The organism is Actinomadura chokoriensis (assembly GCF_039529475.1).
GTDB lineage: Bacteria > Actinomycetota > Actinomycetes > Streptosporangiales > Streptosporangiaceae > Spirillospora > Spirillospora bangladeshensis.
Genome location: NZ_BAAAMW010000017.1, coordinates 26,207 through 47,069, shown reverse-complemented (window position 1 = coordinate 47,069; position 20,863 = coordinate 26,207). Strand labels below are relative to the sequence as shown.

Genomic DNA, 20,863 nt, shown 5'->3' with positions numbered 1-20,863 from the left:
TACTGCGGCCGCCCCCAGGTCCACCGGATGCGTTGACCTGCGGCGTGTTGTTGTTATGAGCGCGTCCAAAACAACAACACGCCGCAGGTCAACGACGCGGTGAACCGGTCGATGTTCGTGGACACCGCACTAGACGACGCGGTGGAGGAGGCCGTCGCCTCGGGCGAGGCGGCGGCAGTTCTCTGCGGCGACCGCGAAGTACCGGTCCCAGGTCTCGCGGGTCAGCCAGGCGACGTGCGGCAGGACGACGACGTTGTCCAAGGTCAGGAGCGGATTGGACGCGTCCACCGGCTCCTTCTCGAAGACGTCGAGCCCGGCGCCGCCGAGGCGGCCCGACGTCAGCGCGTCCACCAGCGCCGCCTCGTCGATGACCGCCCCTCGCGCCGTGTTCACGACGACCGCGCCCTTCGGCAGCAGCGCGAGCCGCTCGGCGTCCAGCAAGTGGTGGGTCTCGTCGGTCAGCGGGATGTGCACCGACACGATGTCGCTCGCGCGCAGCAGATCGTCCAGCTCCCGCCAGGACGGATCGTCGCGCCGCGGCCGCCGCGACGTGTACAGGACGTTCGCGCCGATCGCCTCCAGCATGCCGCGCAGCAGGGTGGCGATCTCGCCGCCGCCGAGGAGCCCGACCGTCCGTCCGGCGATCTCCCCGCCGACCAGCCCCCGATCGGCGGGCCAGCCCTCGCCGCGCCGCGTCCGCGCGTCGAACGGGACGACCCGGCGCAGCGCCGCCAGCATCAGCAGCAGCGACGTCTCCGCGACGGCCTGCGCGTTCCGCCCCGGCATGTTCGCGACCGCGATCCCGCGTTCCTTCGCCGCGTCCAGGTCGATCGTGTTGACGCCGGTACCGAGCTTCTGGATCAGCTTGAGCTTCGGTGCCCGGTCCATGTCGGCGGCCGTGAGCGGACGCAGCACATGCCAGATGACCTCGGCGTCCGGCAGCAGCTCGGCGAACCGCGCGTCGTCCTGCTCGGAGCAGCTCACGATGTCGAGATCGGGCTCCGCGTGGTCCATGTCGTAATGCAGCAGCACCCGCATGCCGCCCCCTTTCATCCGTTCATGGAACCCCGGGTCGGCGCCCGGTCTTCCCCCCGGTTTATCGTGCGGATCATGAGGACGAGCCCCGGGGGAGCCGCACCGGACGGCCGGACGGCCTCCGTCCTGCGCTTCCTCGCCGAGCTGACCGCCTGGATCGCGACGCCCTGGGCGCTGGCGCCGCACTCGGTCCCGCTGGCGGTCGCGTCGGTCGCCGTGCTCATCGGCCTGCCGACCGTGTTCTCGACACCCGGAGACAAGGCCCGCACCGTCGTCGCCGTGCCGGGTATCGTCACGATCGCGCTGGTCCTGCTGCAACTCGCCGCCGCCGTGGCCGCGTCCTGGACGGCCTGGCCGATACCGGTCGCGATCGGCGTGACGGCCCTCTGCCTCGCGGTCGTCGTCCTCGAACGGCCGCGCCGGCGATGGCTGCTGGGAGCGTCCGCCCAACCGGAAACGAGGTAACGCCATGTGGACGGACATCCCGATCGTGCAGGCGCCGATGGCGGGCGGTCCGTCGACGCCCGAACTGGCCGCCGCCGTGTCGGACGCGGGCGGCCTCGGCTTCCTCGCCGCCGGCTACAAGACGCCCGAAGCCATGCGCGCCGACATTGCCGCGACCCGGAAACTGACGTCCCGCCCGTTCGGGATGAACGTCTTCATGCCGTCGACGGACGAGATCGACCCCGCCGAGGTCGCCGCCTACCGCGACCGCCTCGCACCCGAAGCCGAACGCCTCGGCGTCTCGCCCGGCACGCCCGCCGCCCGCGACGACGCCTACGAGGCGAAGGTCGCCGACCTCCTCTCCGACCCGCCCGCCTTCGTGAGCTTCACGTTCGGCTGCCCGTCTTCGGACGTCATCCAGGCATTCCAGGCCCAGAACGTGGTGGTGGTCGTCACAGTGACGTCCGTGGACGAGGCACGCCAAGCGTCCGCCGCCGACGCCCTCTGCCTGCAAGGATCCGAGGCGGGCGGGCATCGGGGGTCGTTCACGAACACGTCCGACGAACCCTTGCCGCTGCGGGTGCTGCTTCACTCCGTGCGGGCGATGACGTCCCAGCCACTCATCGCCGCCGGTGGTCTGGCCTCATCAACCGACGTCGCCGAAGTGCTCGGCCTGGGCGCAGTGGCAGCCCAGTTGGGGACGGCCTTCGTCCGCTGTCCGGAGAGCGGTGCCAGCGCCGTCCACAGGGCCGCCCTAGCGGACCCGCGCTTCACGTCCACCGCACTGACCCGAGCCTTCAGCGGACGGCTCGCCCGTGGCCTGGTCAACCGGTTCCTCACCGAACACTCGCCGCACGCACCGGCCGCTTACCCGGACGTCCACTACGTGACCTCGCCGCTACGCAAGGCGTCCGCCGCCCAAGGCGATCCGGAGGGCGTCAACCTGTGGGCGGGCGAATCCTTCCACCGGACGACCGAAAGCCCCGCCGCCGACCTGGTACGTGCCCTGACACCACGCTGATGCCCGAGCTGGCGATACTGATCGGCCTTCAGGCGTCCGGGAAGACGACGTTCTACCGACGGCACCTGGCCGGACACGTCCACGTCAGCAAGGACCTCTTCCCGAGGGGCGCCCGGCGCAAGCAGGCGCGCCAGCTGAGGCTCATATCCGAGGCCCTCGAACAAGACCGTGACGTGGCGGTCGATAATACGAATCCGTCCCCGGACGAATGGCAGCCGCTCATCACCGTGGGCCGCCGTCACCACGCGCGCATCATCGGCTATTGGTTCCCGCCGGACATCGCACTCTCGATGCGCCGCAACGCCGTCCGCCCACCCGAAACCCAGGTGCCGGACGTAGGCGTCTACACAACCCTCAACCGCCTCCGCCGCCCACGTCCGGCAGACGGCTTCGACGCGCTATTCACGGTCGTCCCCACCGCCAACGGTGATTTCGTCGTCAGAGAGATGACCGATGAAGAACCATGAGCACGTTGGCGGCGGGTGTCGTCGCCTCTCTGCGCAGCGGCGGGCTACGTCGGTGGCGGCGCCACCGGCGCTACACAATCGACACCCCCTTTGGCACCGCGACGCCCCCGGCATAACTGCCGCGAACGCTCGACCCTCCGCACACGCTCCGTTTGCCGGACGACTTCACGGGTAGCCCGCCACAGGAATGGGGGTCCTGCCCCTTCCACCGCAGACGCCCAGGGGGTTGCACAACGTGCAGGACAACGGAGACGGCCACACGAAGCCACAGGTTCTCTCGGAACCGGCGCCTCCCTACCCCAAACAGCGGCAACAACCGCCCGGCAACGAGCAGGACGTCGAGCTGAAGCCCCGCTACCAGGCGGAACGCTACCGCCCGGCGGGAAAGCTCCGCGAAAAGATCGCCCTGATCACGGGCGGCGACTCGGGCATCGGACGCGCGGTCGCGGTGCTCTATGCCCGCGAGGGCGCCGACGTCGCCATCGTGTACCTGCCAGAGGAGCAGCCGGACGCGGAGGAGACCCGCCGCGCAGTGGAGGCCGAGGGACGCAAGTGCCTGCTGCTGCCCGGCGACCTGGCAGAGGCGTCATTCTGCTACGACGCCGTCGAGCGGACGGTCCGGGAACTGGGCGACCTGAACATCCTGGTGCAGAACGCGGCCCACCTGAACAGCCAACTGGACCTGTCGCAACTCTCCTACGAGGACTGGGACCGGTCCTTCAAGGTGAACGTGTACTCGTACTTCCATCTCGTCCAGGCCGCGCGCCCGCACCTGAAGGCGGGCGACTCCATCATCGCGACCGCCTCGGAGGAGGCCCTCAAGGGCAGCGACACGATGATCGACTACGCGGCCAGCAAGGCGGCCCTCGTCAACTTCACCAAGTCGATCGCCTTCCACCTGGCCAAGGACGGCATCCGCGCGAACGTGGTCGCCCCCGGCCCCACCTGGACCGTCCTCAACATCGCCGACCCGAACATGCCGGAGGAGGGGCTCGCCAACCTCGGCAGCGAGGGCCCGATGGGACGCGTCGCGCAGCCGGAGGAAATGGCACCGGCGTACGTGTACCTGGCGTCCGACGCCGACTCCAGCTACACCGTCGGCGAGATCCTCGCCATTACCGGCGGCCTGACCACCACCCGCTGACCCCCGGTTAGCCCGCGTCCCCCTCCCCATCGCCGGACGAGCCGGCCGCCCCCTCGGCCCGCTCCCGCTCCGCAGCCCTTCGCCGTTCACGCCGCAAGTGGGGAATGAGAATAAGAAACATCATGAGACCGGGTGCCAGGCTGCTGAGGTATGTCTTGCCGCCCCCGACAAGCGCCGCCATGACGACGAGGGCGATCGACCATTCGAATGGACGCTGCAGAACGGGACGGTCCGCCATGTCCCATCCCCGTACCCGCTCCCGTTGCCGCAACCAAGCCTCGGTAAGGATGCCGATCGCCACATACACGCAGGCCCACGCGACAAAGGCGGGAGACCAGAAGAGCGTCGCCCCAAGACCTACACCCGCCATCACGACCATAAAGACACCGACACCCACCAGCAGCCGCAGCCAGAAGGCCCCCACCTAACCACCACCTCCAGGACGCCGCCCCGAACTCACCTACATCAAAGCCCGCTCACGAACGTAAGACCAAGAGAAGACAGCACCGCCGGTTCCGCGCGGACGGCACCGTCGCACGAGGCCGCCGCTAGGAGCGCCGCCAACTGCTCATGGGGTCAGGGGCGAACGATGCTGGGGCATTGCCGACCGTTGTCGAGATTGTGGCACCGTCCACCGAGCCGGTGTGGCCGACAAGTCAGAAGCCGCGGGTCGGGAGGACGCCTTCGAGCGGCTCGGGAATGGCCAGGTCGTCGCCGAGGGCCGCCGAGGCGCTGTGGGCATAGTCGCCGCCGCGCGGCTCGGAGAAGATCGTGGCCTTGCCGTCCAGCCGATCGATCAGCAGGTACTGCGGGATGTCGGCGGCGGCGTAACCCCGGCGCTTGGGCCCACGGTCGCGTTCGGCGCCCTTGCGATCACGTGGGCGGCCGGAGGTCACCTCCACGACCATCACCACGCCGTCGGGCTCGCTGTGCCATTCCCGCCCGGCGAAAGCACCCTTGGGGGCGGCGATCCCATCCGGGACGTACTCGCCCTCCGGACTGATCAATGTCAGGTTGCGGTGCAGCCGCAGACCGTGGACATCCCGGACCCAGTCATCGACGGCCACGACGATGGTCTCGTGCTGCCCGTCGGGGGGCGGCGACACGATGATCTCTTCATCCACCAGTTCGGCGCGGAAGCCCGGCACCACTTCGAGGGCGGCGAACGCCTTGCGCAGATCGTCACGGACGATCGACGACTCTTCGGACATCGCCGCCATCGGAGTTCCCCTCGTGGTGTCAGCGGCGGTGGCGCCGTGACACCCAACGTAGCCTCGCACCGTCCATGAAGGCCGGTGCCACCACATAAGGCCAGGGCTGGACCGACGTACGGTCGCCTTGGGAGGTGGTGGCGCGCGGGATCGCTGTCAATGTGTAACGGCGGCGGACTTGACGGCCGTGCGCAGGGCCGTGCGGGTGAGCAGGAGGACGGGACCGTGCGGGTCCTTGCTGTCCCGCACCGCCACCACCGACGCGCCGGCCACGTCTGCCAGCTCGATGCAGTTGCCGCCGTTAGAGCCGCTGTGGCCGCTTCGGCGCTAGTCGAGGCACTCCACATGCATGTGGTCAGTGTCGGTCGCGCGGTCGGGTCTGTCTGTGGGTGGGTCCGCTTGGTCGGGGTTGCCGCTGGGGTAGGTGGACGGGCCGGGACCCGTCGAGGAGGGGTGGTGCGGCGGGTCGTCCGGGGTGGGTGGGACGGGACGACTCGCCGCCGCTGGGTGGGTTGGCGAGGGTGTTCCCCGGTGATCAGCGCGTGCCGGTGGCGGACTGGACGGCCGTGCGCAGGGCTGCGCGAGTGAGTAGAAGGACGGGTCCGTGCGGGTCCTTGCTGTCCCGCACCGCCACCACCGACGCGCCGACCGTCCCGGCCACGTCCGCCAGCTCGACGCACTCTCCGCCGTTGCTCAGGCTTCGCTTGGCCTTGCGCCACTTGGCGTTCTTCAGGTCCATCGTTCTTCGGCCACCTTCCTGATGAAGTCTCGCGACATGTCTGCCGGAAGCGCTCTGCTCCGGAGTTCAACCAGGACGCGTGCGAGTTCCCCGAGGTCTGTGGGGTCGTCTGTCGTGAGCCCTCGTATAGCCGTTTCTATGTAGGCTATCTGGCTCATATCGGCCATCGTAGCCAGGACGAAGCTGCTGCCGTTTCCTGGGTGTTCGCCGCTTCCGATGACGACTTGGACGGTCACGTTGGGGCGCTCACTGAGGGCGATCAGATGCTCAAGCTGCTCCCTCATCGTCTCGGCGGTACCGACTGGCCTGTACAGCGCTTGCTCGTCGACCAGGAACGTCACCATGGGGCCGTCCTCCCGGTCGAGGATCTTCTGCCGCTCCAGCCGCGCAGCTACGGCCTCTTCGTTTCCCTTGAGGATCGCCTTGGCGTAGGCCGGTGTTTGGGCGAGACCCGCTATCACGCAGAGTTGGTAACACGTCAACTCGACGGCGTCACCTTCGATCTTGGGCCAGTCGAACCAGATCGGTACGGGGTGACCGTCCTTGTTCAAGTCCTCCCACAGGCTGATGAGTGCGCCGTTCGCCTCCAGGTAGTCGTCCACGATCTCGACGAATGATCGACTTGCGCGTCTCTTGCCCGCCTCGATACGGCTGACCTGGGCGCCGCTCAGGTTGGTCAGGTGCGCGATGGTCTCCTGCTTGGCGCCCTTCGCCTCCCGCATTCGGCGCAGTTGACGGCCGAAGGCGACGAGAGCGGGGGACTCTCGGGGTCGCTGACGACGTGGAGGCATGGCTCTTACCTCTCTGTGTCATTTGCCAGTCTGGCTACTGACTTGCCTACACCGACCAAGCTAGCCGGGTAAGGCCAATTCTAGTCGGGTTAGTGGCTCAATGTGTGTTGTACGCCACACACAGTGAGGAGAGGTCATGGGGCAGGGCGCGGCGGAGAACGAGATGGTGGTGAAGCAGGACCCCAGGGTGGTCGCGGAGGTGCGGCGGTTCGTGCGGCTGGTCACGGGGCAATGGGGCATGGACGACTTCGTGCCGTGCCTGGTGGCCAGCGAACTGGTGACCAATGCCCTCCGGCACGCGGCGTCCGGGAGGGACGAGGACGTGATCCTGCGGCTGAGCCGTACCGAGGACGACGCCCTGTGGATGGAGGTCCAGGACGCCGCCTGCGGCCTCCCGCACATGCTGGCGGCCGACACGTCCAGCGAGACGGGCCGCGGCCTGTTCATCGTCGACCAGTACGCCCGCTGCTGGGGCATCCGCGCCCTGGCGGACAACGTCGGCAAGGTCGTCTTCGCGGTCATCGACTGCACATGAAGGTGGTGCGGAGGTAGTTCCTGCGTACCGCAGACACGCTTGGGCAGGGGAGCCGTCCGCGAGAGCCGCTCCCCATTGCCTTTCCTGGGTTGCCACTTACTGCCAATAGAACGACACCGGGTGGCGGTGGTCGGCGGGGCAGCCGAAGAAGCCGCCGTGGCTGCGGCCTATCTGCATGCCGGTCGGTTCGATCGCCTCTCGGTAGGCGTCGTCGTCCAGATCGGCGTCCTCGATCGGGCGCCAGCGGAGCGGGCCTCAGAGCCGCATTCGTCGCACTTTGGCGGGTCGCCCATGTCGGTGAGCTCCCATGACATTCCGCCGCCGAGCTTGCAGCCGGACGCGATGGACAGGCCGTATTGGTAGGCGGGGTAGACGACATCCCAGTCTTCGAGTTCGGGGAACGGCACCATGCCGTCCTCGGCGGTGTGCGGCGTCGGCGGGTCGGTGAGGACGTCGGTGACATCGGCCGCGCGGCGCCAGTGCACGCTGATCGAGGCGTCCGGGAAAAGCGCGTCGTGGTTTGGGCACCACAGGATCTGCAGAAGGTCCTTGGCTGTCGCCGACTCCCGGATTCCCGCGCCGCGGGTGCGGCCGGACGGTCGTGCGGGCGTATGCGGCCAACCCTGGGATGTCTTCGGTGATGTCCACGATCGGCGGACGTGTCGTGTGCGGCATGGGCGCATCCTGCCGCCCACCGCCGACAAGGGATGCAGGACGGCGGTGGGGGCTTCCCGGTCGGGGGTGGCGCGGTTACTCTTCTGGTGGCGTCCATGCCGGTCGTTTGCGCCTTGCGCCTGGGAGAGTTCCGTTCGCGGGACTTGTTCGGCTCTTGCACCGGCTCCTCTGTCCCCGTTCTGGAGGAGTCGTCCCCGTGAGAATCACGTACAAGCGATGGTCCCCGGCCGTCGCCGCGCTGGCGTCGGCCTTGGCGGCGGTGGTGCTGTCGCTGGGCGCGCTGGTGGTGCTGTCGGCGCCGTCGTCCGCGCAGCCCGCCGCCCTGGTCGCCTGCACGTATCCGGCCTGGGCCGAGGGCACCAGCTACAAGGCCGGTGACAAGGTCACCTACAGCGGACACGGCTACGAGGCGCTCGTCGCCCACACCGCATGGCCCGGCGCCAACTGGAACCCGGCGTCCACGCCGACGCTGTGGCGCGACCTCGGTACCTGTGACGGCTCCACGCCGCCGACCACCCCGCCCACCACGCCCCCGACAACGCCCCCCACGACCCCACCGACCACGCAGCCGCCCGGGGACGACACCTGTGCGGTGAAGTCGAAGCCCGCCGGCAAGGTGCTGCAGGGGTACTGGGAGAACTGGGACGGGTCGTCCAACGGCGTCCACCCGCCGTTCGGCTGGACGCCGATCGACAACCCGGTCATCAAGCAGCACGGCTACAACGTCATCAACGCGGCGTTCCCCGTCATCCGCTCGGACGGCACCGTCCTGTGGGAGGACGGCATGGACTCGACCGTCAAGGTCGCCACCCCCGCCGAGATGTGCGCGGCCAAGGCGGCGGGCGCCACCATCCTGATGTCGATCGGCGGTGCCACCGCGGGCATCGACCTCAGTTCCAGCACCGTCGCGGACCGCTTCGTCCAGACCGTCGTGCCGATCCTGAAGAAGCACAACTTCGACGGCATCGACATCGACATCGAGACGGGGCTGTCGGGCAGCGGCAGCATCAGCCAGCTGTCGGCGTCCCAGGCGAACCTGATCCGCATCATCGACGGCGTGCTCGCGCAGATGCCGTCCAACTTCGGGCTCACGATGGCGCCGGAGACCGCGTACGTGACCGGAGGCAGCGTCACCTACGGCTCCATCTGGGGCGCCTACCTGCCGATCATCAAGAAGTACGCCGACAACGGCCGGCTGTGGTGGCTGAACATGCAGTACTACAACGGCAGCATGTACGGGTGCTCCGGTGACTCCTACTCCGCCGGGACGGTCGAGGGCTTCGTGAAGCAGACCGAGTGCCTGAACAACGGCCTCGTCATCCAGGGCACCACCATCCGGGTGCCCTACGACAAGCAGGTCCCGGGGCTGCCCGCGCAGCCCGGAGCCGGCGGCGGTTACATGTCGACCGGCCTCGTCGGGCAGGCATGGAACCACTTCAACGGCCAGTTGAAGGGTCTGATGACCTGGTCCATCAACTGGGACGGCTCGAAGGGCTGGACGTTCGGCGACAACGTCCGCGGCCTGCAGGGCCGGTGACGGATCGGGGACGGGCCCGGCACCGCGCCGCCGGGCCCGTCCCCGGCCCCCGACCCGTCCCAAAACGGGCTTGACCTTGACGCCGGTGTCAGGGGATAGCGTCGCGAACGGCCACAAGGGAGGACGGACGGATGCGCATCGGGGAACTCGCCGCACGCGCGGGCGTCAGCACCCGCACGCTGCGCTACTACGAGCAGCAGGGGCTGCTGCCGGCGCGGCGCGCGTCCAACGGGTACCGGCAGTACGAGGAGTCCGATCTCCGGCTCGTGTCGGAGATCCGGTCGCTGCTCGCCGCCGGGTTCACGCTGGACGACGCCCGCCCGTTCGTCGACTGCCTGCGCGCGGGCCACGCAGACGGCGCGTCCTGCCCCGAATCGGTCGCGGTCTACCGGCGCAAGCTCGCGGAGATCGACGCCGAGATCCGCACCCTGATCCGCCTGCGCGCGGACGTGGCCGACCAGCTGGCGCGGGCCTGCCCGGGCTGCGCCCTCTCCACGGAGGCGACGAATGATCGATCTGACCAGCGAGAACTTCGACGAGCAGGTGCTGCGCGGCGGCAAGCCGGTACTGGTCGAATTCTGGGCGGACTGGTGCCCGCCCTGCAAGATGATCGCGCCGATCCTTGAGCAGATCGAGGCCGAGCACGGCGACCGGCTCACCATCGCGAAGATCAACGGCGACGAGAACCCGGACATCGTGACCCGCTACGGCGTCATGGGCTTCCCCACCCTCAACCTCTACCGGGACGGCGAGGTCGTCCGGCAGATCGTCGGCGCCAAGCCCAAGCGCGCCCTGCTCGCCGCCCTGGACGGCCACTTCTGACCACGTCACGCCCCGCCGACCGAACCTGACAATGCCGGACGAAGCCGCTCGCACAAGGCTTCCACCTCACTGGCGTCCGGCACCGTCCCCTCACGGAACATCGCCATCTGCAACGCGGGCCCGAACGCGTCATAACGGGCCATGTCCGCCTGCACCACCGGCTGGACGACGAAATGGAGGTGACCCGGCACGGCATCCGCATGCGACCAGAGGCACACGTAGACCTGTTCCGGCCGGACGACCTCCGTCACCGCCGCGGCCGCCCGCCGGAGCAGCGGCCCCAACGCCTCGCTCTCGGCATCGGTCAACGCGGCGACATGGAGAACATGCCGTACCGGCTTGACCACCAGCGTTCCCAGGCCGAGCGGGCCCACCGAGTGCTCGACGACCCACCCCGCCGACTCCGCGAGACGTCCCCCGGGAAGAGGGCGAACGCCAACGAGAAGCTCACACGCAAGGCATCCGGCGGCCGGTTCCACAGCACCCATCCTCCAGCAAGCACGCCGCCGCGACCACGCCGTCCGATCACCACTCCACCGATCGGCCGACACCACGCGGCCCGCGGCGCATATGCTGATCAAGGTCCTGCTGTAGTCGGGAGGTTGCCGTGCGCACGCTGTTGAACGTCATCTGGCTGGTCCTGGCGGGGTTCTGGATGGCGCTGAGCTATGTCGTCGCCGGGATCATCTGCTGCATTCTCATCATCACGATCCCGTTCGGCATCGCCTCGTTCCGGATCGCGGGCTTCGCGCTGTGGCCGTTCGGCCGGACGACCGTCCCCAAGCGCGGCGCGGGCGTCGGCTCCCTCATCGGCAACATCATCTGGATCATCGTCGCCGGCTGGTGGCTGGCCCTCGGCCACCTGTTCACCGGCCTCCTGCTCTGCCTCACGATCATCGGCATCCCGTTCGGCATCGCGAACTTCAAGCTGATCCCGATCTCTCTGACCCCCCTCGGCCACGAGATCGTCTCCTCCAACGACCCTTCCCGCTTCTAACCCGCCACCGAGCTGACAGAGGTCAGGAGGGCCAGGGGGTGCCGGTCAGGCGTTCGTAGACTTCGGTGTAGCGGGCTCGGGTGGCGTCCACGACGTCCTGGGGGATGGCGGGGCCGGGTGGGGTGCGGTCCCAGTCGAGGGTGCTGCTCCAGTCGCGGACGAACTGCTTGTCCAGGGAGTGCTGGGGGCGGCCCGGCTCCCAGTCGTCGGCGGGCCAGAAGCGGGACGAGTCGGGCGTCAGGACCTCGTCGCCGAGGACGAGGGTGCCGTCGGCGGCGCGGCCGAACTCCAGCTTGGTGTCGGCGATGATGATGCCGCGCTCGGCGGCCAGGGCGGCGCCACGCTTGTAGATCTCCAGCGTGACGTCCTTGAGGCGGGCGGCGGTGTCCTCGCCGATCTCGGACACGACGTCGGTGTAGGTGATGAACTCGTCGTGGCCCTCGGTGGCCTTGGTGGTCGGGGTGAAGATCGGCTCGGGCAGGCGGGACGCGTCGACGAGGCCGTCCGGGAGGGAGATGCCGGAGACGGTGCCGTTCTTCTCGTACTCCTTGAGGCCGAGGCCGGTGAGGTAGCCGCGGGCGATCCACTCGACGGGGAGCATGCTGAGGCGGCGGCAGCGGATGGCGCGGCCCGCCCATTCGGCGGGGACGTCGGTCGCCGAGACGACATGGTTCGGGATGATGTCGGCGAGCTGCTCGAACCACCACAGGGAGAGCTGCGTGAGGATCTTCCCCTTGTCGGGGATCTGCGTCGGCAGGACGACGTCGTAGACGCTCACCCGGTCGGACGCCACCAGGATCAGCTCGTCGCCGTCCGCGTAGACGTCCCGCACCTTCCCCGAGTGGATCAGCTCCATGTCGCTCCTCAGCTTGCCGTTCCTGCCGGATAGGAGTCTGGCACAGCGGCGTCCGCGCGCCTCACGAGGGCCGATAGGTTTTGATCAGTCGGGTGGGGGAGGCCGTCGGGGTGCGGGCTTTTCGTGTGGTGGTCGGGGCCGTTGTGCTGGTCGCGGTGTTGGGGGCGTGTAAGGCGTCCGAGGAACGCAAGGCCGTCCCGTCGCCGGGAGCGCCGGCGCCCAGTGCGACGCCTGTCGTGCGGGACGAGGCGGCCATGTGGGGCAAGTGGGGGCTCAAGCCGTTGCCCCCGGCGCCTGAACCGCCGGTGGAGAAGCCTCTCGAACTCCCTGGGAAGGGGCCCGTGAAGGTCTTCGACCGGGTTCCCACGGAGGAACGCGTCGTCTTCATCACGATCGATGACGGGCAGGAGAAGGACCCCAGGTTCGTCCAGATGCTGACCGACCTGCAGGTGCCGGTGACCATGTTCCTCACCGACAACGTCATCCAGGACGACTACGCCTACTTCAAGCCGTTGCAGGCGTTGGGGAATCACGTCCAGAACCACACGTTGACCCATCCCGTCCTGCCGGTGCTTGGGCTGGACGGTCAGAAGCGTGAAATCTGCGGGGATCAGGACGTCCTGTCCAAGCAGTACGGCACGAAGCCCACTCTGCTGCGTCCGCCCTACGGGAGATGGAACTGGGCCACACAGCAGGCGGCCCGCGAGTGCGGTATCGACGGGATCGTCATGTGGCGTGCGTCCATGCAGATCCACGACATGCAGTACGACGACGTCAACAAGAAGCTGCATCCCGGCGACATCCTGCTGGCGCACTTCAGGGGACCGGAGCAGCTCAAGGGCGAGACGATGACCGCGATGTTCGGCCACATGCTCAAGCGCATCCAGAAGCAAGGGTTCGCCGTGGCGCGCCTTGAGGACTACATCACTCCTCAATGAACACACGGATCGTGTCGAGGGACGAGTCCGCGGCGTCCGGTACGACCATCCCGGCGGAGACCCCCGAGCGCAGGTAGTCGAGGACGGGACGGGTGAGCCGCTCGCCCGGCAGCGCGGCCGGGATCCCCGGCGGGTACGGCGTCAGCATCTCCGCGCAGACGCGCCCGTCGGCGTCGGACGCCGGGACCTGCTCGGCCGGGCCGAAGAACGCGTCACGCGGCAGGACGACCAGTTCGAGCCGCAGCTCCGCGGGCGACGGCACCTCCACGACGGGTGAGCCTCGGAGGTCGTCGATGTGCGCGCGGAGGTCGCGCAGGGCGGTGAGGAGGCGGTCGGCGGTGTCCTTGTCGTCGGCGAACGTGAGCTGCGCGCTGACCCGCCGGTGGTCGGCGAGGTGCGCGTTGACCTCATGGTGCTCGCGCAGCCAGTCGGCGGCCCGGTAACCGGTGACGCCGAGGCCGGCGATGTCGATGACGATGGGCAGCGGGTCGAGGTCGGTGGCGCGTCCGGGGCCGGTGAACTCATCCCGGCCCTGGACGTCGAAGCCGGGGATGGCGGCGATCTCCGCGCGGACGCGGGCGGCCAGGTCGAGCGCGTTCTGGAGCAGCACGTGGCCGTGCTCCACCATCTGCCGCCGCCATCCGTCCAGGCCCGCGTAGAGCAGGACGGACGGGCTGGTGGTGCCGAGCAGGTCCTCGCGGGCCTTCAGCACGGCCGGGTCAACGAGGTCGCCCTGCTGGTGGAAGACCGAGCCCTGTTCGAGCCCGGCGCCCATCTTGTGGACACTCGTCACGCACACGTCCGCGCCGGAGTCCATCGCCCACGTGGGGAGGTCGGGGTGGAACGGCAGGTGCGCGCCCCACGCCTCGTCCACGATCAGCGGCTTGCCGCGCTCGTGGCAGGCGGCGGCGATCGCGGCGAGGTCCGCGCACGTCCCGTACGGGGTGGGGCTGGTGACGAGGGCGCCGCGCGCGTCGGGATGCTCGTCGAGGCGGGCGGCGAACGCGTCCGCGGACGGCGGGTGCGCCAGATTGCGGGACGCGTCCCACTGCGGCTCCACCCAGATCGGACGGACGCCCGACAGGATCAGTCCCGACACGACCGACTTGTGGGCATCGCGTCCGACGAGGAGTTTCTCGCCGGGGCCCGCCACCGCGAGCATCGCGCTCTTGACCGACAGCGAGCTGCCGCACGTCGAGAAGAACGTCTGCTCGGCGTGGACGGCGTCCGCCATCAGCTCCTGGGCCCGTTCGAGGACCTTGTTGCTCGACATGCGGTCGTCCAGTCCGGAGATCGCCAGCACGTCGGAGCGGAACACCGCGTCGCCGAGCACCTCCCGGACGCGCGGGTCGGCGCCGCGGCCCTGCTTGTGGCCGGGCGGGGTGAAGGGGAGCTGCTGCTCGCGGTGGTAGGCCGCGAGCGCGTCGAGGACGGGGGCCTGGGAGTGGTCCATGGCCGTCGCCTTCCCCGAGGCACCGCGACCTAACGCCCCGCGACGCCGACGCCCCATGACCCCAACGCCCCGCGACCCGCGCCCCAGCGCCCGCAGGGGCATAGCCGCTCAAAGAGGACGAATGCGACGCCGGTCATCGGGTAGGGCGGGCATGAACGGCCGAGAGGGAGTGACCGATGAACGATCGCATACCGGCTGAGGCGGAGCTGGCCTGGGACGAGTTCCACCGGGTCGTCAACATGACCTCGGACGAGCTGCGGACGTGGCTGCTCACGGACGCCTCGGGCGAGGAGGCATTCCCCGCGGACGGGCCCGGCCCGGGGGTCGGCGAACTCGGCGCCCGTGTCGTCGACGTGCTGCGCAAGCGCAAGGTCGATCTGACCGAGAGCGACACGGAGTTGATGGTGGAGGTCGTCGACTTCGTCGAGGACCGGCTGGAGAACCGTCCGCCGAACGCGGAGCGGGACGAGGGATGGCGGCACGCGCTGATGAGCGTGGGGCACGACCCGCTGCGTCCCGAGCCGTCGAGCGCATAGGAGGCGAGAGCATGCCGAACCCGCAGCAGCCCGAGATGAGGCGGTCGGAGCGGACCGCGGTGACCGAGGAGCCGGCGCCGGAGGCCACCGACCCGAAGATGACGCGGGCCAAGGGCCACGCGCACGGCACCGACAAGGGGAAGAAGGGCGGCGGCAAGGGCGGCGGGACCCCGCCCGACCAGCGGCCGCCGCACCCCACCTGAGCCGGCGCGCAGCGGGCCGTCCCGGACCGAACCGGGACGGCCCGCCCATGCGCGGTCGGCGTGATGCGCGGGAGGCGCGGGAGGCGCGGGAGGCGCGGGAGGCGCGGGAGGCGCGGGAGGTGCGGAAGGCGCGGGAGGCACGGGAGGCGCGGCCGGCGGGAGGCGCGGGAGGTGCGGGTCGTGCGGTGCGGCGGGGCTTGTGGGATACGGCGGGAGGGTAGGGACAAAAGGTGATGGAGCTGTCGCCGGGCCAGGGGCTCGTCGAGATAGGTGAGCTGCTGCTGGCGATGGTGCTGTCGGCGGCGATCGGCCTGGAGCGGGGGCTGCGCAACAAGAGCGCGGGGCTGCGCACGCACACCCTCGTCGGCGTCGGCGCGGCGCTGTTCATGCTGGTCAGCAAGTACGGGTTCGAGAACGTCCCGGGGAACGTGTCGCTCGACCCGTCCCGGGTGGCGGCGCAGATCGTGTCCGGCATCGGGTTCATCGGCGGCGGGCTGATCTTCGTCCGGCGGGACGCGGTGCGCGGGCTGACGACCGCGGCGGTCGTGTGGGTGACGGCGGCGGTCGGCATGGCGGCGGGCGGCGGGCTGTGGGTGCTCGCGATCGCGGTGACCGCCATGCACTTCCTGGTCGTCTACGGGCTGAGCGCGCTGACGCGGCGGCTGCCGATGCACCGGTTCCGCCCGGCGGGCCTCGCGCGGATGCGGCTCGTCTACCGCGACGGGCGGGGCGCGCTGCGGCGGGTCCTGATGGAGTGCACGCAGCGCGGCTTCGTGATCCTGGACGTCAACGTCGACCGCGACTACCTGCCGGACGACTCCGACCGGGGCCGGGACGAACGCCGCGACCGGCGCGAACCGCCCGAACGGCGCCGCCCCGGCAACGCCGTCGTGATGGTGGTGCTGGAGGGGACGGGCTCGATCCCGGACCTCATCGCGCACCTCAGCGAACTGGACGACGTCGTCGGCGTCACGGTCGGCTCCGACCGCGACGACGACGCGGAGTGAGCCCCGGCCGGCGGGTGCCTTACGGGACCTCGGTCTGCGGGCTGTAGCCCTCGTCCTCGCCGCCCGGGGTGTCGGCCTCGGCGTTCGGCGGGTCCGTCGGGCTCGGGGTGTGCTCGTCGGCGAAGTCCGCGTCGGTGTCCTGCGGCGCCTCCGCCTCGGCGCGCCGGTCGGCGAGCGGCTTGTCCTCATCGCGCTTGCCTGCGCTCATCGCGCCCCTCCTCTGGAACGACTGCGTCTCTATGGCTGTGCCCTGGTGCGGGTGGGGCGGGGCGACCGCCTCCGCGGCGCGCACGGCCTTGGCCATGCCGCGCTGGAACTCGGCGAACTCCTGCCCGGCCATGGCCGTCCTCCTCATCGGATCCGATGGGAGGCGATACCCGGCGGGTGGGATTCAACCCTCCAGGACGCGTTCGCGGACGAAACCGATGAGGCGGGAGGCCTCCTCCTCGTCCAGGACGATCGCGAAATGCTCGGCCAGCACTCCGGGCAGTTCCTCCGGCCGGAGCACGCGCTTTTCGGACGAGCCGTCCGGCCGGGTGACGGTCAGCGTCGTCCCGTCCACCACGTAGAGGGCCTCGGGCGTGAACTTCTGCGTGAACGGACGTGCCGTGAACGGTGACCGGGGATTCGTCGACACGTAGTAGTTGAGCACGTCGAAGTCCAGGCGGAATGTCTCGTTCAACGCGAACGTGTGCCGCAGGCCCCAGCCGCCGCCCTCCATGGTCTGGTGCATCTCCCAGTTGACGGACGGCGGGTCCCACGTCGTGACGGTGCGGCCCCGTTGAAGGCGGAAACCCCACCCGTCCTGGAAGACCTCCGCACCGTCCACGAAGCGGAGCGGCTCCATCGGCCCGGCGCCGAACCCGACGTCGCTCAGCCAGCCGGGCTCGTCCCGCGACTGCTCCGGCGGACGGACGTGCAGCAGCGCGTGCGTCGTCGGCCGGAGCCGCGTCGAGCCCAGCATCACCCGCCCGACCATGGCCGTGACCTCGAAGCCGAGCCGCTCCAGCACCGCCGCGAACAGCCGGTTGTGCTCGAAGCAGTAGCCGCCGCGCGGCCGCCCGACCAGCTTCGCCTGGACGACCTCCAGCGACAGGTCGATCGGCCGCCCGAGCATGATCTCCAGGTTCTCGAACGGGATCGACGCGACATGCGCCCGGTGCAACCCCCGCAGCGTCTCCGCCGTCGGCGCCAGACCACCGTCGTACCCGACGCGCTTGAGGTAGGCGGGCAAGTCCAGCAACTCGCTCTCCCACCCGTAACCCTGCAACCCGTAATCGAGATCCTCGCTCATGACTCCCCTTCACCGGTTTCAGGGATAACACCGGACGCAGTATGGATCTTTCCCGCATTCCGGATACGGCGGGCAATCCGGTCGACGTCGCGGCGCTCCCCGGCGGGCAGCGGCGCGCCGGACTCCGCGCGCAGGGCGGCCGCCTCCGCGAGCAGCCCGGCCGCCGCCTCGTGCTCGCCGGCCAGGGAGCGGGCCCCGGCGAGCCCTTCGAGGGCAAGGGCGATCGCGCGCGGGTCGCCGGTGGCGCGGGCGGCGGCGAGTCCCTCGGTGTGGAGGGCGCGGGCCGCGCGGGCGTCGCCGCGCTCCTCGGCGACGAAGCCGAGCTGGGCGTGCACGAACGCGACGCCGGCCGTCCCGCCGATGCCGCGCAGCCAGCCGAGCCGCGCCCGCAGGTAGGCCTCGGCGGCGTCGAGGTCGCCGCTCGCGCGGGCGACGAGACCGAGCCCCACCTCGGCGAACTCCTCGGCGGACCGCGCGGCGTGCCGCCGCGCGAGGTCGAGCGCCCGTTCGTGCAGGTCGCGGGCCTCGCCCACGGTGCCGGTGAGCAGCGCGACGCGGCCGAGGCCGGCGAGCCGGAACGAGACCTCGGGCCACATCCGCAGCTCCTCGGCCAGCCGCAGGCCGTCCCGCAGGTGGCGGGCCGCCGCGTCGTAGTCGCCGATGGTCTCGGCCAGGCGGGCGAGGGCGTCGGCGGCCTCCAGCCGTCCCCACGGGTCGCCGAGCTCGTCGAAGATCGCCATGCTCTCGGCGGCGTCCCGTGCCACGGCGGGCAGGTCACCGCGGCCCAGGGCGAACTTGGCCCGGGACGCGAGCGCGGCGGCCGTGAACCACCGATCGGCGCGCGCGCGGAACACGGCCAAGGCGCGCTCAACGCGTTCCTCGTTCGAGGCCAGGTCGCCGTAGGCCCAGTGGACGTGACTCAGAAGCCACTCCGCCTTGGCCCTCGCCAGAGGATCCCGATCGTCCTTCAGCGCCGCCCTGCGCAGCTCCTCGGAATCAGCGCTTTCGCCGACCAGCATGGTGAAGGCGGTCAGCCAGGTCTCGGCCTCCGTCCTGGCCGGTGACGGTCTCCGTTCAGTGGAGAGCGCCTCGGCCAGTGCACGCCGCGCGTCTCCGGACCGTCCGCGCAGGTACCAGTACCAGCCGAGCGCGTTCACCAACCGGAAACCGGTGGCGCCGGGCAGGGCCGCGTTCAGGTTCGCGGCCTCCTGGTCGAGTCGCTCCAGCCAGTGGGCCTGCTCCGGGCCGCGCAGCCGTTCGGCCGCCTGCTCGGCCAGGGCGGTGTAGTGGGCGACGTGGCGGCGGCGGTGCTCGTCCTCCTCGCCCCCCTCGCGCAGCCGCTCCAGGCTGTAGGCGGCGACCGTCTCCAGCAGCCGGTAGCGGCCGTCCTCCGTCCGGACGACGAGGGAGCGGTCGACCAGCCGGGCGAGTTCACCGGCGCCGGTGCCGCCGACGGCCTCGGCGGCGTCCAGCGTGCAGCCGCCCGCGTGCACGGCCAGGCGCCGCAGCGCGCGCCGCTCGGGCTCGGGCAGCGGCTCCCAGCTCCAGTCGATCATCGCGCGGAGCGTCCGCTGCCGGGCGGGGCCGCCGTGCCGCCCGCCCGCCAGCAGCCGGAACCGGTCGTCCAGCCGTGCTGCCAGGTCACGCACGCCGAGCCCGCGGACGCGGGTCGCCGCCAGCTCCAGTGCGAGCGGCAGGCCGTCCAGCCGCCGGCAGATCGACGCGACCCAGGGCGCGGTGCCGGAGTCGAGCGCGAACCCCGGCGACGCGGCCGCCGCCCGCGCGACGAACAGTTGCACGGCGGCGGACTCCAGCAGCGCCTCCGGGGCGGTCTCCGGGCCGGGCAACCCGAGCGGCGGGACGATCTGCAGCCGCTCCCCGGGCACCCCCAGCGGCTCCCTGGACGTCGCGAGGATCCGCAGGCCCGGCGCGTCCGCGAGCAGCCGCCCTGCCAGCTCCGCGACCGAGTCGAGCACATGCTCGCAGTTGTCCAGGACGGGCAGCGCCCGCCGCCCGCGCAGTGCGTCGGCGAGCGGCCGCTCCGCGGACTCGTCGCGCAGGCCCAGCACGCCGGCGACCTGCCCGGCCACGTCGCCGGCCGTGGCCAGCTCGACCGTCCAGACGCCGTCGGGATGATCGGCGAGCGACCGCGCGGCCGTCTCCAGCGCCAGGCGGGTCTTGCCGACGCCGCCGGGCCCGGTCAGCGTCACCAGGCGGTGCTCGGCCAGCAGCCCGCGGGCGTGGCGGACGTCGTCCTCGCGCCCGATGAGTTCACCGAGCGGGGCGGGCGGTGCGGGGGTCGTGCGCCGAGGCGGGGCAACCCCGGTTTCGAGCATCGACTGGTAGAGCGCAGCCAGCTCGGGGCTCGGGTCGATGCCCAGCTCGTCGGCCAGGCGCGCGCGCAGGTCGTGGTAGCCCGCGAGTGCCTCGGCCTGCCGTCCGGCCCGGTGCAGCGCGCGCAGGTGCACGGCACGCAGCCGTTCGCGCAGCGGATGCAGGGCCACGACGTCGGCGAGCTCGGCCGCGACCGCGGCGTGCTCGCCCAAGTCGAGCCGCGCCTCGGCGTGGGCCTCCAGCGCGGCGAGGCGGCCCTCCTCCAGCGCGGTGATGGACGTCCGGGCGAACTCGGCATCGGCGAAGTCGGCGTAGGCGGGGCCGCGCCACAGCTCCAGCGCGTCGCCGAGATGCCGCTTGCGGGCGAGCGGGTCGGCGGCCGGACGGGCGCGGAGCGCGGCGAACCGGCCGGCGTCCACCGCGTCCGGGGCGACGTCGAGCGCGTACCCGGGGGGACGCAGCGCGATCAGCCCCCGCGCGCCCGGCTCGGCGCCGTCCAGCACCGTCCTCAGCTGGGAGATCCGGGCCTGGAGCGTTCCGGACGGGTTACGCGGCGGTGCGTCGCCCCACAGCGCGTCGATGAGCCGGTCGGCGGACACAGGGCGCCCCGGATCGGTGAGCAGGACGGCGAGGAGCGTGCGGACCTTCGCTTCCGGGACGTGGACGGGCGTCCCGTCGTCCGTCCACACCAAAAGCGGACCAAGCACCCCGAAACGCACGCCGCCAGCGTAGCCACCGCTACGGACGGACCCGCAGCCGTTCCGTAGCCGCCGCAACGAGGGTGAGGGCAACGCACTGCAGAACGCACTGCAGAACGCACTGAC

25 protein-coding genes and 1 pseudogene are annotated in these 20,863 nt (G+C 70.7%); 13 read left to right on the top strand and 13 right to left on the bottom strand.

The features are described from left to right. Positions 1-129 precede the first annotated feature (129 nt). Complete coding sequence (locus ABFX46_RS29860; RefSeq protein ID WP_346047257.1) at positions 130-1,038, bottom strand: 2-hydroxyacid dehydrogenase; 909 nt, start codon at positions 1,036-1,038, stop codon at positions 130-132. A gap of 72 nt (positions 1,039-1,110) precedes the next feature. Here ABFX46_RS29860 and ABFX46_RS29855 point away from each other — a divergent pair, with 72 nt between their 5' ends. From ABFX46_RS29855 to ABFX46_RS29840, 4 genes are all read left to right on the top strand, one after another. Further along, on the top strand, positions 1,111-1,500 hold the full coding sequence (locus ABFX46_RS29855; protein WP_346047256.1) for a hypothetical protein: 390 nt from the start codon (positions 1,111-1,113) through the stop codon (positions 1,498-1,500). Positions 1,501-1,504: 4 nt separating this feature from the next. After that, entirely contained in the window at positions 1,505-2,500 is a 996-nt protein-coding gene (locus ABFX46_RS29850; protein WP_346047255.1) for a nitronate monooxygenase, read from the top strand. Beyond that, positions 2,500-2,967: an AAA family ATPase gene (locus ABFX46_RS29845; RefSeq protein WP_346047254.1), complete on the top strand. Its 468-nt coding sequence runs from the start codon at positions 2,500-2,502 to the stop codon at positions 2,965-2,967. The genes ABFX46_RS29850 and ABFX46_RS29845 overlap by 1 nt, the downstream gene beginning before the upstream one ends. A gap of 235 nt (positions 2,968-3,202) precedes the next feature. Beyond that, positions 3,203-4,111 carry an SDR family oxidoreductase gene (locus ABFX46_RS29840; protein ID WP_346047253.1) on the top strand — a complete coding sequence of 303 codons (909 nt, stop codon included), beginning with the start codon at positions 3,203-3,205 and terminating at the stop codon, positions 4,109-4,111. A 7-nt stretch (positions 4,112-4,118) separates the two neighbouring features. On the opposite strand, the gene ABFX46_RS29835 is transcribed toward ABFX46_RS29840, so the two are convergent. From ABFX46_RS29835 to ABFX46_RS29815, 5 genes and pseudogenes are all read right to left on the bottom strand, one after another. Beyond that, the gene (locus ABFX46_RS29835) at positions 4,119-4,535 is read right to left on the bottom strand and encodes a hypothetical protein (RefSeq protein WP_346047252.1); all 417 of its coding nucleotides are present in this window, start codon (positions 4,533-4,535) and stop codon (positions 4,119-4,121) included. Between the two features lie 232 nt (positions 4,536-4,767). Continuing rightward, positions 4,768-5,331 carry a Uma2 family endonuclease gene (locus ABFX46_RS29830; RefSeq protein WP_346047251.1) on the bottom strand — a complete coding sequence of 188 codons (564 nt, stop codon included), beginning with the start codon at positions 5,329-5,331 and terminating at the stop codon, positions 4,768-4,770. A 147-nt stretch (positions 5,332-5,478) separates the two neighbouring features. Further along, a pseudogene (locus tag ABFX46_RS29825) lies at positions 5,479-5,637 on the bottom strand (DUF397 domain-containing protein); the annotation flags it as partial. Between the two features lie 220 nt (positions 5,638-5,857). Further along, positions 5,858-6,061, bottom strand: a complete 204-nt coding sequence (locus tag ABFX46_RS29820) for a DUF397 domain-containing protein (RefSeq protein WP_346047250.1) — start codon at positions 6,059-6,061, stop codon at positions 5,858-5,860. Next, entirely contained in the window at positions 6,052-6,852 is an 801-nt protein-coding gene (locus tag ABFX46_RS29815; RefSeq protein WP_346047249.1) for a helix-turn-helix domain-containing protein, read from the bottom strand. Before ABFX46_RS29815 ends, ABFX46_RS29820 begins: the two co-directional genes overlap by 10 nt. A gap of 136 nt (positions 6,853-6,988) precedes the next feature. Between ABFX46_RS29815 and ABFX46_RS29810 the strand changes: the two genes are divergently transcribed. After that, entirely contained in the window at positions 6,989-7,387 is a 399-nt protein-coding gene (locus ABFX46_RS29810; protein ID WP_346047248.1) for an ATP-binding protein, read from the top strand. Between the two features lie 167 nt (positions 7,388-7,554). Here ABFX46_RS29810 and ABFX46_RS29805 read toward each other — a convergent pair whose 3' ends face one another. Then, the gene (locus ABFX46_RS29805; protein WP_346047247.1) at positions 7,555-8,082 is read right to left on the bottom strand and encodes a hypothetical protein; all 528 of its coding nucleotides are present in this window, start codon (positions 8,080-8,082) and stop codon (positions 7,555-7,557) included. Positions 8,083-8,258: 176 nt separating this feature from the next. Here ABFX46_RS29805 and ABFX46_RS29800 point away from each other — a divergent pair, with 176 nt between their 5' ends. The 3 genes from ABFX46_RS29800 to trxA all read left to right on the top strand — a co-directional run bounded on the left by ABFX46_RS29800 (position 8,259) and on the right by trxA (position 10,421). Next, entirely contained in the window at positions 8,259-9,599 is a 1,341-nt protein-coding gene (locus ABFX46_RS29800; protein ID WP_346047246.1) for a carbohydrate-binding protein, read from the top strand. Between the two features lie 131 nt (positions 9,600-9,730). Then, positions 9,731-10,225 carry a MerR family transcriptional regulator gene (locus ABFX46_RS29795; protein WP_346047245.1) on the top strand — a complete coding sequence of 165 codons (495 nt, stop codon included), beginning with the start codon at positions 9,731-9,733 and terminating at the stop codon, positions 10,223-10,225. Continuing rightward, positions 10,107-10,421 carry a thioredoxin gene (trxA, locus tag ABFX46_RS29790; protein ID WP_346047244.1) on the top strand — a complete coding sequence of 105 codons (315 nt, stop codon included), beginning with the start codon at positions 10,107-10,109 and terminating at the stop codon, positions 10,419-10,421. The genes ABFX46_RS29795 and trxA overlap by 119 nt, the downstream gene beginning before the upstream one ends. A 5-nt stretch (positions 10,422-10,426) precedes the next feature. On the opposite strand, the gene ABFX46_RS29785 is transcribed toward trxA, so the two are convergent. Then, positions 10,427-10,795: an HIT family protein gene (locus tag ABFX46_RS29785; RefSeq protein ID WP_346047242.1), complete on the bottom strand. Its 369-nt coding sequence runs from the start codon at positions 10,793-10,795 to the stop codon at positions 10,427-10,429. A 233-nt stretch (positions 10,796-11,028) separates the two neighbouring features. Here ABFX46_RS29785 and ABFX46_RS29780 point away from each other — a divergent pair, with 233 nt between their 5' ends. Continuing rightward, complete coding sequence (locus ABFX46_RS29780) at positions 11,029-11,418, top strand: YccF domain-containing protein (protein WP_346047240.1); 390 nt, start codon at positions 11,029-11,031, stop codon at positions 11,416-11,418. A gap of 22 nt (positions 11,419-11,440) precedes the next feature. Here ABFX46_RS29780 and ABFX46_RS29775 read toward each other — a convergent pair whose 3' ends face one another. Further along, positions 11,441-12,274, bottom strand: coding sequence for a phosphoribosylaminoimidazolesuccinocarboxamide synthase (locus tag ABFX46_RS29775; RefSeq protein WP_346047238.1), 834 nt, complete (start codon positions 12,272-12,274; stop codon positions 11,441-11,443). Between the two features lie 92 nt (positions 12,275-12,366). On the opposite strand from ABFX46_RS29775, the gene ABFX46_RS29770 reads away from it, so the two are divergent. Next, positions 12,367-13,212 carry a polysaccharide deacetylase family protein gene (locus ABFX46_RS29770; protein WP_346047236.1) on the top strand — a complete coding sequence of 282 codons (846 nt, stop codon included), beginning with the start codon at positions 12,367-12,369 and terminating at the stop codon, positions 13,210-13,212. Here the strand turns inward: ABFX46_RS29770 and ABFX46_RS29765 are convergent. Further along, positions 13,199-14,665 (bottom strand): aminotransferase class I/II-fold pyridoxal phosphate-dependent enzyme, encoded by a 1,467-nt coding sequence (locus tag ABFX46_RS29765; protein WP_346047234.1) that lies wholly within the window; start codon positions 14,663-14,665, stop codon positions 13,199-13,201. The two genes, ABFX46_RS29770 and ABFX46_RS29765, sit on opposite strands and share 14 nt — an antisense overlap. Positions 14,666-14,841: 176 nt before the next feature. On the opposite strand from ABFX46_RS29765, the gene ABFX46_RS29760 reads away from it, so the two are divergent. The 3 genes from ABFX46_RS29760 (at position 14,842) to ABFX46_RS29750 (ending at position 16,411) form a co-directional block, all read left to right on the top strand. After that, complete coding sequence (locus tag ABFX46_RS29760; protein WP_163055064.1) at positions 14,842-15,201, top strand: DUF3140 domain-containing protein; 360 nt, start codon at positions 14,842-14,844, stop codon at positions 15,199-15,201. Between the two features lie 11 nt (positions 15,202-15,212). Further along, positions 15,213-15,404, top strand: coding sequence for a hypothetical protein (locus ABFX46_RS29755; protein ID WP_346047231.1), 192 nt, complete (start codon positions 15,213-15,215; stop codon positions 15,402-15,404). Positions 15,405-15,637: 233 nt separating this feature from the next. Beyond that, on the top strand, positions 15,638-16,411 hold the full coding sequence (locus ABFX46_RS29750) for an MgtC/SapB family protein (RefSeq protein ID WP_346047229.1): 774 nt from the start codon (positions 15,638-15,640) through the stop codon (positions 16,409-16,411). Between the two features lie 19 nt (positions 16,412-16,430). Here the strand turns inward: ABFX46_RS29750 and ABFX46_RS29745 are convergent, their stop codons facing one another. Genes ABFX46_RS29745 through ABFX46_RS29735 form a run of 3 tightly spaced genes read right to left on the bottom strand, consistent with a single transcriptional unit; the run spans position 16,431 to position 20,758 of the window. Then, a complete protein-coding gene (locus ABFX46_RS29745) occupies positions 16,431-16,751 on the bottom strand; it encodes a hypothetical protein (protein WP_346047227.1) in 321 nt (106 codons plus the stop codon). Positions 16,752-16,802: 51 nt separating this feature from the next. Then, positions 16,803-17,705: an arylamine N-acetyltransferase family protein gene (locus ABFX46_RS29740; protein ID WP_346047225.1), complete on the bottom strand. Its 903-nt coding sequence runs from the start codon at positions 17,703-17,705 to the stop codon at positions 16,803-16,805. After that, positions 17,702-20,758 (bottom strand): AfsR/SARP family transcriptional regulator, encoded by a 3,057-nt coding sequence (locus ABFX46_RS29735; protein WP_346047224.1) that lies wholly within the window; start codon positions 20,756-20,758, stop codon positions 17,702-17,704. The genes ABFX46_RS29740 and ABFX46_RS29735 overlap by 4 nt, the downstream gene beginning before the upstream one ends. Positions 20,759-20,863: the final 105 nt, after the last annotated feature.

Excerpts from the sequence above, each read along its gene's own strand:
- ABFX46_RS29755 (WP_346047231.1), top strand. The coding sequence starts at position 15,213 with ATGCCGAACCCGCAGCAGCCCGAGATGAGGCGGTCGGAGCGGACCGCG.
- ABFX46_RS29845 (WP_346047254.1), top strand. The coding sequence starts at position 2,500 with ATGCCCGAGCTGGCGATACTGATCGGCCTTCAGGCGTCCGGGAAGACG.
- ABFX46_RS29750 (WP_346047229.1), top strand. The coding sequence starts at position 15,638 with ATGGAGCTGTCGCCGGGCCAGGGGCTCGTCGAGATAGGTGAGCTGCTG.
- ABFX46_RS29810 (WP_346047248.1), top strand. The coding sequence starts at position 6,989 with ATGGGGCAGGGCGCGGCGGAGAACGAGATGGTGGTGAAGCAGGACCCC.
- ABFX46_RS29860 (WP_346047257.1), bottom strand. The coding sequence starts at position 1,038 with ATGCGGGTGCTGCTGCATTACGACATGGACCACGCGGAGCCCGATCTC.
- trxA (WP_346047244.1), top strand. The coding sequence starts at position 10,107 with ATGATCGATCTGACCAGCGAGAACTTCGACGAGCAGGTGCTGCGCGGC.
- ABFX46_RS29745 (WP_346047227.1), bottom strand. The coding sequence starts at position 16,751 with ATGGCCGGGCAGGAGTTCGCCGAGTTCCAGCGCGGCATGGCCAAGGCC.
- ABFX46_RS29765 (WP_346047234.1), bottom strand. The coding sequence starts at position 14,665 with ATGGACCACTCCCAGGCCCCCGTCCTCGACGCGCTCGCGGCCTACCAC.
- ABFX46_RS29855 (WP_346047256.1), top strand. The coding sequence starts at position 1,111 with ATGAGGACGAGCCCCGGGGGAGCCGCACCGGACGGCCGGACGGCCTCC.
- ABFX46_RS29820 (WP_346047250.1), bottom strand. The coding sequence starts at position 6,061 with ATGGACCTGAAGAACGCCAAGTGGCGCAAGGCCAAGCGAAGCCTGAGC.
- ABFX46_RS29795 (WP_346047245.1), top strand. The coding sequence starts at position 9,731 with ATGCGCATCGGGGAACTCGCCGCACGCGCGGGCGTCAGCACCCGCACG.
- ABFX46_RS29850 (WP_346047255.1), top strand. The coding sequence starts at position 1,505 with ATGTGGACGGACATCCCGATCGTGCAGGCGCCGATGGCGGGCGGTCCG.
- ABFX46_RS29775 (WP_346047238.1), bottom strand. The coding sequence starts at position 12,274 with ATGGAGCTGATCCACTCGGGGAAGGTGCGGGACGTCTACGCGGACGGC.
- ABFX46_RS29815 (WP_346047249.1), bottom strand. The coding sequence starts at position 6,852 with ATGCCTCCACGTCGTCAGCGACCCCGAGAGTCCCCCGCTCTCGTCGCC.
- ABFX46_RS29830 (WP_346047251.1), bottom strand. The coding sequence starts at position 5,331 with ATGGCGGCGATGTCCGAAGAGTCGTCGATCGTCCGTGACGATCTGCGC.
- ABFX46_RS29760 (WP_163055064.1), top strand. The coding sequence starts at position 14,842 with ATGAACGATCGCATACCGGCTGAGGCGGAGCTGGCCTGGGACGAGTTC.
- ABFX46_RS29740 (WP_346047225.1), bottom strand. The coding sequence starts at position 17,705 with ATGAGCGAGGATCTCGATTACGGGTTGCAGGGTTACGGGTGGGAGAGC.